The sequence below is a fragment of the Candidatus Aenigmatarchaeota archaeon genome, assembly GCA_016932615.1.
GTDB lineage: Archaea > Aenigmatarchaeota > Aenigmatarchaeia > QMZS01 > QMZS01 > JAFGCN01.
The window spans coordinates 15,657-28,334 of the sequence record JAFGCN010000027.1; the positions used below are offsets into that span (position 1 = coordinate 15,657).

Genomic DNA, 12,678 nt, shown 5'->3' on the forward strand with positions numbered 1-12,678 from the left:
GCGCATTCTGGCTTGAAACCAGCGGGCTAAAAAGTAGCTTGCTATATTAAAATCCCCATTTTTATTATGGCGCAGGTAGAGAAAGAGAAGGTCGAAACACTCCAGAAAATTGCGAATTTATGCAAAAGGAGAGCGTTTGTTTTTCCTTCCTGCGAGATTTACGGCGGTTTTGCCGGGTTTTATGACTATGGCCCGCTTGGCTCCGAGATGAAGCTTAACCTGAAGGAATCCTGGTGGAAGAGGTTTGTAAGAGGCAGGGAAGATGTTGTGGGGGTTGACGCCTGCACGGTAAACCACCCCCAGGTCTGGACCGCATCAGGCCACGTCGACGGCTTTGCTGACCCGCTTGTGGACTGCAGGAAGTGCGGCTACAGGATACGTGCAGACCACCTGATTGAGGATGTTCTTGGAGTTTCAGCCGACGGCTGGACTTTGGAGCAGTTCAACGAAAAGATAAGGGAGTGCAATCTTGTCTGCCCCAAGTGCAAGGGGGAACTGAGCCCTGCAAGAAAGTTCAACCTGATGTTCAAGACTTTTGTCGGGCCAATCGAGGACGATGCGCACATAGCATACCTTCGCCCTGAAACCGCGCAGATGATTTTTACCAACTTCAAGTCCGTTGTCGAGACGGCAAGGGTAAAGCTTCCATTTGGAATCGCCCAGATGGGAAGGGCTTACCGAAACGAGATTTCGCCACGGGACTTTTTGTTTCGCTTGCGGGAATTCGAGCAGATGGAAATCGAGTTTTTTGTCCACCCAAAAAAGCTTGACGAGTGCCCATATCTCAAGGGCGATGTCCTGAAGTTTGAAGTGATGATTTACAGCGCAGAAGCCCAGGAAAAGGAGGGCGAGCCGGTGAAAATGACAATTGGCTCTGCTGTTGAAAACAAGGTGATAAGCACGGGCTGGCACGCCTACTGGCTTTATGAGACTCTTAACTGGTTCTTGGAACTTGGCATTTCGCCTGAGAAGCTCCGTCTTCGCCAGCACTTGTCTGACGAGCGGGCGCACTATGCAGTGGACTGCTGGGACATAGAATACAAGTTCCCTTTCGGCTGGAAGGAAATACATGGCATGTCCAACAGGACTGACTTCGACTTGAAGCAGCACATAAAATTCAGCGGAAAAGACCTCACTTACTTTGAGGAGGAAACGCACGAAAAAGTCATACCTCATGTCATCGAGCCGTCACAGGGTCTTGACCGGGCGTTTTTGTCAGTCCTGATAGACGCTTACAGAGAGGATGGAGAACGGGTTTACCTTAAGCTTCACCCGACTTTAGCTCCAACAAAGATTGGCGTTTTCCCGATTGTCAAAAAAGACGGGCTTGCCGAGAAAGGAAGGGAAATTTACGAGTCCCTGAAGGATTGCTTTTCAAGCATGTACGACGACAAGGGAAGCATAGGGAAAAGGTACGCAAGGTCTGATGAGGTTGGAATTCCCATCTGCATCGCCGTGGATTATGACACGCTCAAGGATGATACCGTGACCCTGAGGGACAGGGACACGACAAAGCAAATCAGGGTCCCGATAGCTGAGCTTAAGAGTATTTTGTGGGGCCTCCTCTACACAGGAGGGGACTTCGAAAAGGCGGGGGAAATCGCCGAGACGAGGAAGAAATAAATCTGAAACTTAATATTTGCCTTGATAATTATTTTATCTACATATACTTATGAACGCCAAGGAAATCGTGGCAAAAAAATGCGGGCTCGAGCCGGGCCACAGCATGTGCGCGGGCTGCGGAGTTCCGATAATTGTAAAGCAGATTCTTTCGTCGGTCGATAATCTTGTCGTTGCTAACGCGACCGGCTGCCTTGAGGTTGCAACAACCGCTTACCCTTACTCTTCCTGGAAAGTTCCCTGGATTCATAACGCTTTTGAAAACGCAGCGGCAACAATTTCCGGTGCGGAAGCTGCTTATCAGGTCTTCAGGAGGAAAGGCAAGATAAAAAAGAAGATTAACTTCCTTGCAATAGGCGGCGACGGGGGCTTTTTTGACATTGGCCTTCAGTCCCTTTCAGGCGCCCTTGAGAGAGGACATGATTGTGTTTACATTGTTTACGACAACGAGGCCTACCAAAATACCGGAAGCCAGAGAAGCTCTGCAACCCCTCTTGGCGCAAGCTCCACGACAACCCCCGCCGGAAAGGTGAGCTACGGAAAGGAGGTTCCAAGAAAAGACCTTGCAAAGATTGCGATTGCCCACAATATACCCTATGTAGCGCAGATGGCGCTTCACAACTACGCAGACCTTACCAGAAAGGTAAAAACCGCCTTTGAAAACACCCCTGCTGTTCTTGTGGTGCTCCAACCGTGCCCCACAAACTGGAAATTCGACTCCGGAAGGACAGTCGAGCTTTCAAAGCTTGCCGCCGAAACCTGCTACTGGCCGCTTTACGAGTACAACCGGGGAGTTTACAAGATAAATTACGTCCCCAAGAGAAAGGCGCCTGTTGAGGAATTCCTGAGGATGCAGGGGCGCTTCAGGCACCTTCTGACCGAACAAAACCGCCATGTGGTCGAGAAAATCCAGGAGGAAGTCGACAAAAACTGGGAAAACCTGCAGAAATTGGAGGAATTTACCAGGGTTTCCACCTCTGAAGCCATAGAAGAAATTAATTAAAACTTATACAGCACTATTTATGGCAGAAAAGAAAACCCATGAAACTCCAGCTACCTGCAGGAGATGCGGATGCACCACAGGAGTGATATCTAAATACAAGCTTTTCTACTGTAGGCACTGCTTCAGGCAGGTCGCCCAGAGAATTGGGTTTAAGAAGTATAATTAGGTCTTATCTGCGATTTTTACTAGCTTATCCGTCAGTTCCATAAATAATCCCTTTGCCTTTTCCCGGTTCTCCTCGTCGTAGGGAATCCATAGGGAAGCAACCTCTTCAGCCATTTCCCTGATTCGTTTCATCTCCTGGTTGAGCTTCTTGCACTTTCTAAGCTCCATTATGATACTGGCGCAGACCCCATCCGGCTCGATGTCGGTTCGTTCGACAAGTGCCAGAAATTTTTCAGCAAGTTCCCTTTCTTTTTCTGTGCAGACCATAAATACAGAAAGCCAAACCTTATTCAAGCACAGGATAAACGTAATTGACAAAGCCGATGACCACCATTGCTGTTCCAAACTTCTTTTTGGGGACGAAGCTTTCCGCCAGGAGCTTTATGTTTTTTAGCTCGTACTTTTCCGAAAACCCGTTGAAATACAATTCTTCTATGCTTGAGCGAAGCTGCTTTTCTGCCTCCGCTTCAGGCAGGTCGCCGTTGTACTCGCAGACAAGCCCGCCGAACTTTTCTCCGGTTTTCCTGTCATAAAGCCAGCCGAAAATTATCGCGGCAGTTGCGCGCGTTCCTTTCTCGGCAGTTGAAACCGCCATTATGGTTTCCATGACCGAGCCGTGGGCAAGCTCGTTTGGCCGCTCGATTTCTCTTGCTATTCCTGGAAGGATGGACGAGTAAGTCATGATGTTGCACATTTCAATTCCGGCATCCTTGAGGGCGAGGTGGTACGAGCCGGCGTGGACCGTTATGTCGCTTTCGCCCTTTCCCTGGGTCGTAAAAAAGTCCTTTGGAATTCTGCACCCTATGAGCGGTCCGTTTAGCTGCGCCTTCTTTTCATTGCTAGTTTCACCAGCACAAAAAGTTTTTCCCGTCATCTTTAGCGCAACATACAAATATGATTATGCGTAAATTGATTTAAAATTAAAATCGGATTCTGCTTGCCAAATAGCTCCACTACAGCATATTTCCTGAAAAGTCGCTTACCTCATCTTGCCTGCTTCCCATTCCTTCATCTTGCCCTTTCCTACGGCCTGCCCTCCGATGAATCCGTGCTGCTCTTCCACGACCTGCAAGAGCCCCTTTATCGGGTCCATGAAGTGCTCCTGGATTTGGGTTTCCTGCATCTTGATGGCCGAATCCTCCAGCCCGTAAAAATGTAGATTTTCGGGCTCGGAAAGCTTTTCGGGGGGAACATCTTTTCGGAGAAACTCCACGTTTTTCTTGAGGGACATCGTGCTCTGGTCAACAGGGTCGCCGCCGACGCCGCCGGCTCTCTCGAAAATTATGAATCTAGTTTCGCTTTCGTCAAAGCCCCTTTTCCTGAGCATATACATCCACCTGTAGAGCTGCTCCTGCTGCTCGGAGCCAAGGTAGATTGGGACGTGAGCCGGGCCAAGCGGAGTGGGCCAGCCGACGTGAAGCGTGTTCACATACCTTGCGCTTCCAGAGCCCATTTCTTCTATGAACTTGTCAGGGTCAAGCTCGGCTCCAAGGCAGTGCTCAAAGTCGATTGCAGTCCTAAACCACTTGCACCCTGCCTTTTCCATCTCCCTGCAAAGTATCACAAAGTGCGCGGGGTTGGCAGCTCTTGGCAGGTCCTCCATTCCTGACTTCATTGTTTCGGTCTCGATTACGAATGGGATTTGGTATTGGCTTAGGAAGGGTTTAGGGTCCTTGAAGCAGTGCTCACCGCACTTCCCTTTTGCCTCTTCCGGGAAAAAATGCCCCCAGATATACTTCAGCGAAACTGCCGGGACCCAGATGTAAGGGTCGTTTTTCACGTTTTCCATCTTTTTGCCTTTTGTAATGTCTTTCCAGAGCGGGTCGCCCTTGTCGGACATCCACTTTCCAATCGAGAGATATGCCAGTCTTTCAGGGCCATAGCTAAGCTCAGATCTTTTTAGCTTTTCTACAGTATAGAACTTTACAATTTCTGGAGCGGATTTCTCAATAAGCTTTTTTATCCTTTCGTCAACCCTCTTCTGGAATTCCTGCAATAGTTTCTGAGCCTGTTCGGGTGGCGTTGACTGTGTAATAGTTTTCCCTTCTTTGTCCATTTCAGCTTTTACTTCTTCCTTGGCCTTTGGGCTGTATTTTTCTGGGTTCCGGGGATCTTCTATGATGTCTTCCACAGTGCTTCCTGCAACTATCCTTATCTCTTCCTGGTGTATGAGCCAGTTGAAGACATTCTCGTTTTCCTGCAGGAAAATCCAGAGCGGCCTTCCCCAGATATCAACTACCTGAGTTGACTGGAAGTCTTTACCAAGCCAGCCATAGGGCTTGGTTTCAGAGGCGTGCTGAAGAAGGTACATTGCTTTTGCCTTGCCGCTTCTCTCTATATCACGAAGGAGGCATGCGTGCGTCCTTTCCCAGTCTTCTTTTACAGCCGAATCCAGGAGGATTCCGTTTGCGCCCATTGCAGTGGAGAGGCCGTGTATTCCGTAATGGATATTCATCTCCCTTAGCTGCTCTAGCTTTTTCATGACTCCTGGCGCAAGAAACTCTGCGGAAGTTTCGAGGTCAATCTGTGTAAATGTAACGCCCTTAAATGCAGTATAAAAGCCCTTCTGGGCAAGGTCAATCTGGCCTATCTTTTCCTGCGGAGACGCCATGCTGAAAACCCCGGAGCTTACGCCTATGGTATAACCCAGATTGGCCATAATTATACTAGATATTATCTATTTTTTGGAAAACCTTCTTAAACCGCCAAAAATCATTTCTTTCAGTCGTTTAGCGCCTGTATTATCTCGCCTCTTGACTTTAAAACGGTAATGCCTCCCTTTTTGAGCTTACCTATGAGCTGCTTGTCAAGCGTTGCTACGCTGCACCTGTATTTTGAAGCCGCCTCGACAATCGACAGGTCTGCATTTTTTGCCTCAGTTTCTACGACTTTTACGCCTTCGACAAGGGTAAGGAGAACTTTTTCATTTTCCTCCCCCGCAAGCCGCTTTATTTCTCCAAGCACTGGGCCGGTGAACGCTATCTGGCTCTTGTGGAAAAACAAGGGTATTTTTTTGTACTCCAAAGCAACATTTGCGTCAACCAGTATCATAACTTTAGGTATTGGCTAATAAGTAAGAAGCGCTTTTACATTGCGTAAGTAACTGAGCATTTGTTTTTAAGGCACTGTGGGAAGAAGTCGCACCGGATGTCTTCGGGCGTAATATCCGGGCAGGAAAACTCCTTGCACTCAGGCACCAGTTTTTTATTCCAGTAATCAGCATATTTTGCGTTTATTGCAATGGAGCTTCCGCCAAGCTCGCAGCCGCAGCAGTCTCCGTTAACCATCAGGCAGTCGCTGTCTGACTCGCATGCATAGAGCTCTTCTTCTGAGGGATCAAGGTCCTGGCTTGAATTGTCCGGCTTTTGCACATCGTCAGTTGATTTAAGGGAAATAAAGGCGAAAAAGCCGATTGCAATCAGGACGACCCCGGAAATGACAATGAATTTCAAAACCTTTTCAGGGTCTTTCCTCATAAAGTTATATCTCATAATATATATTCCCTGCTCCCACTTAATCCCTGCAGAAATGCTTGCTTAAGTCCCAGACATTCTGGAATATGTGGTCTGGGTTTTCTTTTCTGAGGTGGTGGTCGAGGCCCGTTCCGCAAAGAATGGCTGCCGAAAGGCATCCTGCATCTTTGGCGGCGCGTATGTCGACTGCTGAGTCTCCAGTGTGCAGAGTTTCCTCAGGACCCATACCTAGAGAGTCCATGAGCTTTTTTATGCCTTCTCCTGACGGCTTGTTGCCGGGCAGGTCCTCTTTTGCAACTATTCCGGAAAATCCCTCCAGGCCAAGGTGATTTAGGTCTCGCCTGACAGTTTCAATCCCGGAGTTTGTAAGTATTGCAACCTTGTAATTTTTGCTTTTGAGTAGGTCAATTGCCCCAACTCCATAAGGGTAGACCTCTATGAGTTGTCGCGCCATGCTGGTTGTAAGAAACTTTGTGCTTATCTCGCAGATTTTCTCTATTCTTGCCCTGTCGGCGTCATTTAGGTTGTTTTGTGTCATGTAGTCCAGCTCTTTTTCGGCATCGGGGTTTGAGAGAATTTCATTTATGTCTTTTTTGAGCATGCTGATGGCGTAAAGCGCTTCAATTAGCTTTAAGCGGGAGTTGTACTTTCCAACCCCCATCAGGTTCCAGACTTCCTTTGTCTTGTAAGGGTATCTCTGGCCTATAGAAATAAAACCCGAGGAAATGCCTTCGCTTATGGCTTTAGATGAATCTCTAAATGAGCCGTCTACGTCGAAAATAAATAGCTTGGGTTTTGCCATAAGTATATTGGCTGCAAGATATATTTACGGTTTTATGATTTCAAAATTGAGCCTTTCCTGGGGTTCCCTACTTATTTATGCTCCATCTTTATGGCTTTGACCGGGCATTCCAGAGCGCAGATTCCGCAGCCTTTGCAGTGTGTCAGGTCTGTCTCGAGCCGCTTTCCATCCTTCTCCGGAATGCAGCTTTCGGGGCAGTAGAGTGCGCAAAGCATGCAATTAACGCATTTTTTCTTGTCCCATACGGGCTTTACGGAACTCCAGCTTCCAGTATTTCGGGTTCTTGAAATGGACTGTGGAATTACGGCTCCCTCAGGAAGGGCTTTCCATCCGGGCTTCTTGAAGGGGGCCTGCTTTTTCTTAGCTGCCATAATAAATATCTATACCTAACTTATTACTTGAGATACTTCACCATTGTTATCTGGTCATAATATTTTCCGTTTCTTTTGAGTGCCCGTTTTATGGTTCCCGCTTCCCTAAAGCCCATCTTTTTGTAAAGCCCGATTGCCGCCTTGTTTTGGGAAAACCCCTGAAGTTCGAGCATTTCAATTCTGAGGCGCTTTTTTGCCTCTTTGATTATTTCTTCCATCAGCGCCTGCCCCAGGCCTTTTCCGCGAAGAGCTTTGTCGAGGTTTATTCCCAGTTCCCCGACATGGCTTTTGACGCCTGTCTTTTTGTCTACCTTTGCTTCTCCGAAGATTCTGCCCTCATGCTCCACCAGCAGGAGGACTTTTGTTTTCCCTTCAATTCTTTTGAGGGTGGCTGCAGTATGCTCCATCTCTTCACTTGTGCTGCTTTTCCGGTCAGAGCCAATCATTGCGCCTTCCGCTATAAGCCGGTTGAAATATTTTCTCGTTTCAGGGTAGTCTTCAAAACAGGGGTAGCGGAAAGTGTATTTTTTCCCATCACTCTCAATAACCCTGACAACTTTGCCGCAGAGCATAACCTAATATCAAACTCTGCTATTATTTGCGCCTGCTGCAGGGATTTTTGCCTTTTGCAAGATTCCTGAGGGTGTTTAGCCCGAAGAGCTCCATCACAAGGATTGAGGCTCCAAATAGGTAAGTATCATAGATGCTTCTGCCGTAAACGTTCATAAGTTCCACTGGTGGCTGGTGGAGATAACAGTTGGCAATAGGTAGCCCGCCAAGAACTATGGCGCCCGCAGCAACTCCCTTGGAAACATACGCCTTTGGAGTGAGCTGGGCCATTTCCGATTTGGCCTGTATAAACCGGTTTGCAGAATCCCTGTACTGTCCAAGCCGCTCAAACATAATTCTTAAAAACGCCTTTCTAGAAAACCCGCTTAAACTCAACCTTCTCGACAGGAACGTATTTTTTCATAAGTTCCGCCACTCTTTGCTTCAGGGCTTCCGGAAGCTGGGTTTTCTCCTCGATTACTGCTACTTTCTCCTCAACCTTTACCGGGGCATCCTTGCAGAAGAATTCCGATATCGCCGCGGCTTTTTCAGGCGCGCCTTCGAGCTTCTTGTTGACTTTTACGACATACTCCACGTCCCTTCCCGCAAGGGGATTGTTGAAGTCAATCCTTACCCTTCCGGAGTTTACTGACTGGATTTTTGCCTTTACCTCGCCCATATCAAGAATCATTCCCGGGTAAGGCATAATCTTCTGCCGCCTCAACTCCGACTCGGACACGACTTTTATGAGGTCTGCCTTTCTTTCGCCAAACGCGTCTTTTGCCTCAAGCTCTATTTTTTTCTCCTCGCCCACTTTCATCTGCCTTATGGCATCTTCAAGACCTTTTATCACAAAGCCCTCGCCCATTATAATTTTGAGCGGACCGTAGCGGGCGTCCTTGTTGTAAATGTCCTTTTCTTTTGCAAGCGATTCGCTTGTAAGGTCAAAAATCTCTCCGGTGTCCTTTAAAGTCCCGGTATATTCGATTTCCACAAAGTCTCCGTCCTGCATAACAAGACTTTGAAAAGTTTTAATTAGCCAGAAGCTCGCCAGGAAGGCATCTTGACAATTCGGGCTGGATTTTGCCGACAGGTGTATTATTTTTAGGAAATGGGTCTTAAATTATGTCCCGCCAGATTTACGAGGAAACCCTTCTCTTTGCAGGCATACTGAAATGGTCCCTTCTGGCAGGAGCAGTTGGGATTCTGGTAGGCCTTTCCACGGCATTCTTTCTCAGGGTTTTGGAATGGGCGCTCCGGCTTGGGGCAGGCCACCCGATGTATTTTCTCTTCCTCCCCTTTTCGCTGTTTCTGGTCGCTTTCATAAGAAAATATGTCTTTCCCGAGGCGGACGCATGCAGCACGGATGGGGTCATAAAATACGTGCACCACCTGAAGAAAATTCCGGCCATGTCGATTCCAAAGGCCTTTATTATGCCGATACTCACTATTGCTTCCGGCGGCTCCGCGGGAAAAGAAGCGCCGGCGGCGGATGTCGGCGCGGGTCTTGGCTCTCTTTTTGGGAGCTTCATGAACCTGAATGACGAAGACAGGCGAAAGCTTACTATCTGCGGCATAAGCGCGGGATTTGCGTCTGTCTTTGGAACGCCGATTGCAGGCGCGATTTTCGGAGTCGAAGTGCTTTTTATGGGAAGCCTTCTCTATGAAATTCTTCTGCCGGCGTTTATTGCGGGGGTTATTGGCTACCAGGTTTCTTCTGCAATGGGCATAACTTATTTTTACCAGCCAATTGACATTGTGCCTGTATTCAGCCAGAGCTTCTTTTTTGACCTTATAATTGCTGGACTGTTTTTTGGCGTGTGCTCAGCGTTTTTCATGTTTGCCTTGAAAAGCTGCAAGTCCTTTTCAGGCAAGTTCAACATCTGGGCACCCTTGAAGGGCTTTGTGGCGGGGCTTGTCCTGGTTGTCCTTGCATTCTCTTTTTCCACCCAGTATCTGGGCCTTGGCCTTGGCTCGGTGCAGTCCTCCTTGCAGGGAAACCCGGCCGACCCGGAAGCTTTCGCGCTTAAGACGATATTTACTTCGATAACTCTCGGATTTGGGGGAAGCGGGGGGGTAATCACTCCGGTGTTTTTTGTCGGGGCGACTTCAGGAAATTTTTTTGCGCAGGTTTTTAGTGAGGACATGGCCACCTTTTCTGCAATAGGGCTTGTCGCGGTTTTGGCGGGCGTTACCGGAACGCCGATTGCCGCAAGCATTCTTGCAGTCGAGCTTTTCGGCTCCCACGTCGCGCCTTACGCTGCAATTGGCTGCCTCATCAGTTTCATAGTCGTGGGAAACAGGAGCATTTTCCCTTCGCAGGTGACGTCGGTCAAGAGGACATATGTGCCTATAAGCATTGACGAGGAAATTGGAAGGGTCAAGCCCCACATTGACAAGGGCTACCAGCTCCTGGTGGGTGCGGGCGAAGCGCTGAGCGAAAAGGTGCGCCCGGGAAAGTATGAATTTCGGAGGAAGACGCTGAAGCAGAAGATTTCCGACAAGGTGAAAAAGGCGAAAAGCTATGTCTGGGAGGACTGAAAATTTTGCCTTTTTTGGAATTTTTTAAAAAAGAAAAAATTGCTTTGCAGGTGTGGTTTGGGCTACTTTTTGGTCACTTTCTCTTCCTTTAGGACCATCTTTGCGATTAGGAATACAACTGCGGCTATTATGACGAAATTTATGAGCTCGGCCAGGAAAGGCCCCCACCCAATTATGACAGGGCCTAACGCAAAGGTTGCTGTTTTCCATGCGCCTCCGGGTATGAAAAACGTCACCACGGGCATTATGACATTGTCGACAAGGGACTTGACAAGAGCAGTTACTGCAACGCCCATTATGAACGCCACTGCAAGCCCCACAACCTTGTATTCCTTCAGGAAATCCTTGAATTCTTTTACTAGTGCCATAATTATCCAAGTGCCTGCTATATATGCTGTTTGGGAGAGAGCCGCAGAATAAGTGAGGGGGTGTTTAGGAAAGTCTTAATTTTGGGTGCTTAGAGGAAAGTTTTGCACACCAAAGCGACTCAAACCAAAGTTTTTTTTCGGCAATTATTTCCAGCCCGTATTTTTTCTTCAGCATTTCCACTTGGTTAAAACTTGAAAGCAGAACTATTGCCTCGCCCGTATTTTCTAGGTGATTTCCGACATTCTGCAAAAACCTTTCTGTCACCTCCTGCCCGTTCTTTCCGCCGCAGAGGCATTTTTCCCCCTTTCCCGGCAGGTATGGCGGGTTGAAGAAAACAAGGTCAAATTTTCCGGCTACTTTTTCGAACAGGTCGCTTTCGGCAAACTCGATGTTTTTTGCTCCTTTTTCCAATGCCTCCTTTTTTGCGCGCTTCAGGGCATCCGGATTGATGTCTATTGCGATAATCTTCCCTATTTTTGGGGAAAGTGCAATCGAGATGATTCCGCTTCCAGTGCCTATTTCAATCGCACTTTCAATTTTCCGGCTTCCAATTTCCTTTTCGATGCACTCCAGAAGAAAGTAGGTGTCTTCGCCCCCCTCGTATACGATTTCCTTCTCCATACTGATATATATGGCTGTTTTTTCTAGATGATTATGCCTAAGCGGTTTTTGTCGGCAGGCGTTTTTTCAGGTCACTTGCCAGTGCTTGCCCTTCTGCTTTTCCTGCTGTTCTCACAAGCTGCTTTTGCCCTGGAAGTTATTTCCGGAGATACTGTCTATGTAAGCGAGCCCATTCAGGATGATATATTCGTAACTGCAGGCACAATCTATGTGGATGCTCCCGTCAGCGGCGCAATACTTGGGGGAGGCAAGGTTGTGCTGAACGAGCCGGTTCAAGGAGACGTGCTGGCAATCGGCGGGGATATTGACGTTAATTCTGAGGTATATGGCCGGCTGGTTGCTATTGGGGGGACAGTTAACGTCAAGGGAAACGTTTCCACGAACCTGCTATTTGCTGGCGGCTCGGCAAAAATCCTTCCAGGCGCAGTTATCGGGCGTGACGCAGTTTTCTATGCGGGGATGGTTTCAAATGAGGGGGAAGTTGGAGGTAATTTGAGAGTCGAGGGCGGAAACCTCGAAAACAACGGAAGCGCAGGAGAAGTTATCGTTAAAAAGAGTAACGGAACAAGCGACCTTGAGCTTTTGGCCCAGGCGCTAAACATTCTCCTTCTTGTGAGCATATTCGTAACCGGGCTTATAGTCCTGGCGGTATTTCCCTCTCTTTTCACCAGCACTGAGGAGACTGTCAGGGAGTCGCCGGTAAGGTCATTTCTCATGGGTTTTGTCCTTGCCTTTGTTTCCCCACTGCTTGTTATCCTGTTTCTCCTTTCCATAGTCGGCATCCCGGTCGCCTTTTTCCTTGCCCTTGCATTTGTCTTCTCACTCATGGTTTCCGTCCTCGTTATTTCTTATGCTGTTGGGGGGTACATTTTCCGCGCTCTTGGCTTGAAAAACCACAATTTTCTGGCCTATATCATCGGTTACTTCCTGTTTATCCTGGCGGTCAGGGAGCTTCCTTTTGGCGGGTGGCTTCTTGCTATATCGATGCTTATGGGCGGAGGGGCGCTGTACTTTGCCGGAAGGGAGGGATTTGGCAGGAACAAGGGCTGGCGACTTCTGGCCGTTTTGAGGGAATTATGGCCGAAATTTTCGGGCAAAAAGCCCCCTTCAGAATAACACCCGCCCCTGCGGGAATATCTGGCTAATTTATTTCTTTCGGCTCTA

The 12,678-nt window shown here is 48.1% G+C and carries 17 protein-coding genes; 5 read left to right on the forward strand and 12 right to left on the reverse strand.

The window, feature by feature from the left end:
- Positions 1 to 66 precede the first annotated feature (66 nt).
- Genes JW727_06140 through JW727_06150 form a run of 3 tightly spaced genes read left to right on the forward strand, consistent with a single transcriptional unit; the run spans position 67 to position 2,789 of the window.
- A complete protein-coding gene (locus JW727_06140; GenBank protein MBN2095603.1) occupies positions 67 to 1,623 on the forward strand; it encodes a glycine--tRNA ligase in 1,557 nt (518 codons plus the stop codon).
- A gap of 49 nt (positions 1,624 to 1,672) precedes the next feature.
- On the forward strand, positions 1,673 to 2,623 hold the full coding sequence (locus JW727_06145; GenBank protein MBN2095604.1) for a pyruvate ferredoxin oxidoreductase: 951 nt from the start codon (positions 1,673 to 1,675) through the stop codon (positions 2,621 to 2,623).
- A 19-nt stretch (positions 2,624 to 2,642) separates the two neighbouring features.
- Positions 2,643 to 2,789: a 30S ribosomal protein S14 gene (locus JW727_06150; GenBank protein MBN2095605.1), complete on the forward strand. Its 147-nt coding sequence runs from the start codon at positions 2,643 to 2,645 to the stop codon at positions 2,787 to 2,789.
- On the opposite strand, the gene JW727_06155 is transcribed toward JW727_06150, so the two are convergent.
- The 10 genes from JW727_06155 to JW727_06200 all read right to left on the reverse strand — a co-directional run bounded on the left by JW727_06155 (position 2,786) and on the right by JW727_06200 (position 8,995).
- Positions 2,786 to 3,055 (reverse strand): hypothetical protein, encoded by a 270-nt coding sequence (locus JW727_06155; protein ID MBN2095606.1) that lies wholly within the window; start codon positions 3,053 to 3,055, stop codon positions 2,786 to 2,788. The genes JW727_06150 and JW727_06155 overlap by 4 nt on opposite strands.
- Before the next feature lie 19 nt (positions 3,056 to 3,074).
- Positions 3,075 to 3,662 carry a pyruvoyl-dependent arginine decarboxylase gene (locus tag JW727_06160; GenBank protein ID MBN2095607.1) on the reverse strand — a complete coding sequence of 196 codons (588 nt, stop codon included), beginning with the start codon at positions 3,660 to 3,662 and terminating at the stop codon, positions 3,075 to 3,077.
- A 105-nt stretch (positions 3,663 to 3,767) separates the two neighbouring features.
- Complete coding sequence (locus JW727_06165; GenBank protein MBN2095608.1) at positions 3,768 to 5,447, reverse strand: hypothetical protein; 1,680 nt, start codon at positions 5,445 to 5,447, stop codon at positions 3,768 to 3,770.
- Between the two features lie 62 nt (positions 5,448 to 5,509).
- Entirely contained in the window at positions 5,510 to 5,839 is a 330-nt protein-coding gene (locus JW727_06170; GenBank protein MBN2095609.1) for a hypothetical protein, read from the reverse strand.
- Between the two features lie 35 nt (positions 5,840 to 5,874).
- Positions 5,875 to 6,279 (reverse strand): hypothetical protein, encoded by a 405-nt coding sequence (locus JW727_06175; GenBank protein MBN2095610.1) that lies wholly within the window; start codon positions 6,277 to 6,279, stop codon positions 5,875 to 5,877.
- A gap of 22 nt (positions 6,280 to 6,301) precedes the next feature.
- Positions 6,302 to 7,063, reverse strand: a complete 762-nt coding sequence (locus JW727_06180; protein ID MBN2095611.1) for an HAD family hydrolase — start codon at positions 7,061 to 7,063, stop codon at positions 6,302 to 6,304.
- A 71-nt stretch (positions 7,064 to 7,134) separates the two neighbouring features.
- Positions 7,135 to 7,434 carry a 4Fe-4S binding protein gene (locus JW727_06185; GenBank protein MBN2095612.1) on the reverse strand — a complete coding sequence of 100 codons (300 nt, stop codon included), beginning with the start codon at positions 7,432 to 7,434 and terminating at the stop codon, positions 7,135 to 7,137.
- Between the two features lie 23 nt (positions 7,435 to 7,457).
- Positions 7,458 to 8,006 (reverse strand): GNAT family N-acetyltransferase, encoded by a 549-nt coding sequence (locus JW727_06190; GenBank protein MBN2095613.1) that lies wholly within the window; start codon positions 8,004 to 8,006, stop codon positions 7,458 to 7,460.
- A gap of 22 nt (positions 8,007 to 8,028) precedes the next feature.
- On the reverse strand, positions 8,029 to 8,337 hold the full coding sequence (locus JW727_06195) for a hypothetical protein (protein MBN2095614.1): 309 nt from the start codon (positions 8,335 to 8,337) through the stop codon (positions 8,029 to 8,031).
- A 19-nt stretch (positions 8,338 to 8,356) separates the two neighbouring features.
- Positions 8,357 to 8,995, reverse strand: coding sequence for a peptidylprolyl isomerase (locus JW727_06200; protein MBN2095615.1), 639 nt, complete (start codon positions 8,993 to 8,995; stop codon positions 8,357 to 8,359).
- 113 nt (positions 8,996 to 9,108) lie between these two features.
- Here JW727_06200 and JW727_06205 point away from each other — a divergent pair, with 113 nt between their 5' ends.
- Positions 9,109 to 10,524 carry a chloride channel protein gene (locus tag JW727_06205; protein MBN2095616.1) on the forward strand — a complete coding sequence of 472 codons (1,416 nt, stop codon included), beginning with the start codon at positions 9,109 to 9,111 and terminating at the stop codon, positions 10,522 to 10,524.
- 62 nt (positions 10,525 to 10,586) lie between these two features.
- On the opposite strand, the gene JW727_06210 is transcribed toward JW727_06205, so the two are convergent.
- Positions 10,587 to 10,892 carry an MscL family protein gene (locus tag JW727_06210; GenBank protein MBN2095617.1) on the reverse strand — a complete coding sequence of 102 codons (306 nt, stop codon included), beginning with the start codon at positions 10,890 to 10,892 and terminating at the stop codon, positions 10,587 to 10,589.
- A gap of 64 nt (positions 10,893 to 10,956) precedes the next feature.
- Positions 10,957 to 11,514: a methyltransferase gene (locus tag JW727_06215; GenBank protein MBN2095618.1), complete on the reverse strand. Its 558-nt coding sequence runs from the start codon at positions 11,512 to 11,514 to the stop codon at positions 10,957 to 10,959.
- Between the two features lie 33 nt (positions 11,515 to 11,547).
- Here JW727_06215 and JW727_06220 point away from each other — a divergent pair, with 33 nt between their 5' ends.
- Complete coding sequence (locus tag JW727_06220) at positions 11,548 to 12,630, forward strand: hypothetical protein (protein MBN2095619.1); 1,083 nt, start codon at positions 11,548 to 11,550, stop codon at positions 12,628 to 12,630.
- The last annotated feature ends 48 nt before the right edge of the window (positions 12,631 to 12,678 follow it).

Bases quoted from the DNA above. Each gene is read 5' to 3' on its own strand.
- JW727_06185 (MBN2095612.1), bottom strand. From the start codon at position 7,434: ATGGCAGCTAAGAAAAAGCAGGCCCCCTTCAAGAAGCCCGGATGGAAA.
- JW727_06145 (MBN2095604.1), top strand. From the start codon at position 1,673: ATGAACGCCAAGGAAATCGTGGCAAAAAAATGCGGGCTCGAGCCGGGC.
- JW727_06150 (MBN2095605.1), top strand. From the start codon at position 2,643: ATGGCAGAAAAGAAAACCCATGAAACTCCAGCTACCTGCAGGAGATGC.
- JW727_06175 (MBN2095610.1), bottom strand. From the start codon at position 6,279: ATGAGATATAACTTTATGAGGAAAGACCCTGAAAAGGTTTTGAAATTC.
- JW727_06220 (MBN2095619.1), top strand. From the start codon at position 11,548: ATGCCTAAGCGGTTTTTGTCGGCAGGCGTTTTTTCAGGTCACTTGCCA.
- JW727_06210 (MBN2095617.1), bottom strand. From the start codon at position 10,892: ATGGCACTAGTAAAAGAATTCAAGGATTTCCTGAAGGAATACAAGGTT.
- JW727_06180 (MBN2095611.1), bottom strand. From the start codon at position 7,063: ATGGCAAAACCCAAGCTATTTATTTTCGACGTAGACGGCTCATTTAGA.
- JW727_06200 (MBN2095615.1), bottom strand. From the start codon at position 8,995: ATGCAGGACGGAGACTTTGTGGAAATCGAATATACCGGGACTTTAAAG.
- JW727_06195 (MBN2095614.1), bottom strand. From the start codon at position 8,337: ATGTTTGAGCGGCTTGGACAGTACAGGGATTCTGCAAACCGGTTTATA.
- JW727_06215 (MBN2095618.1), bottom strand. From the start codon at position 11,514: ATGGAGAAGGAAATCGTATACGAGGGGGGCGAAGACACCTACTTTCTT.
- JW727_06170 (MBN2095609.1), bottom strand. From the start codon at position 5,839: ATGATACTGGTTGACGCAAATGTTGCTTTGGAGTACAAAAAAATACCC.
- JW727_06140 (MBN2095603.1), top strand. From the start codon at position 67: ATGGCGCAGGTAGAGAAAGAGAAGGTCGAAACACTCCAGAAAATTGCG.
- JW727_06190 (MBN2095613.1), bottom strand. From the start codon at position 8,006: ATGCTCTGCGGCAAAGTTGTCAGGGTTATTGAGAGTGATGGGAAAAAA.
- JW727_06165 (MBN2095608.1), bottom strand. From the start codon at position 5,447: ATGGCCAATCTGGGTTATACCATAGGCGTAAGCTCCGGGGTTTTCAGC.
- JW727_06155 (MBN2095606.1), bottom strand. From the start codon at position 3,055: ATGGTCTGCACAGAAAAAGAAAGGGAACTTGCTGAAAAATTTCTGGCA.
- JW727_06160 (MBN2095607.1), bottom strand. From the start codon at position 3,662: ATGACGGGAAAAACTTTTTGTGCTGGTGAAACTAGCAATGAAAAGAAG.
- JW727_06205 (MBN2095616.1), top strand. From the start codon at position 9,109: ATGTCCCGCCAGATTTACGAGGAAACCCTTCTCTTTGCAGGCATACTG.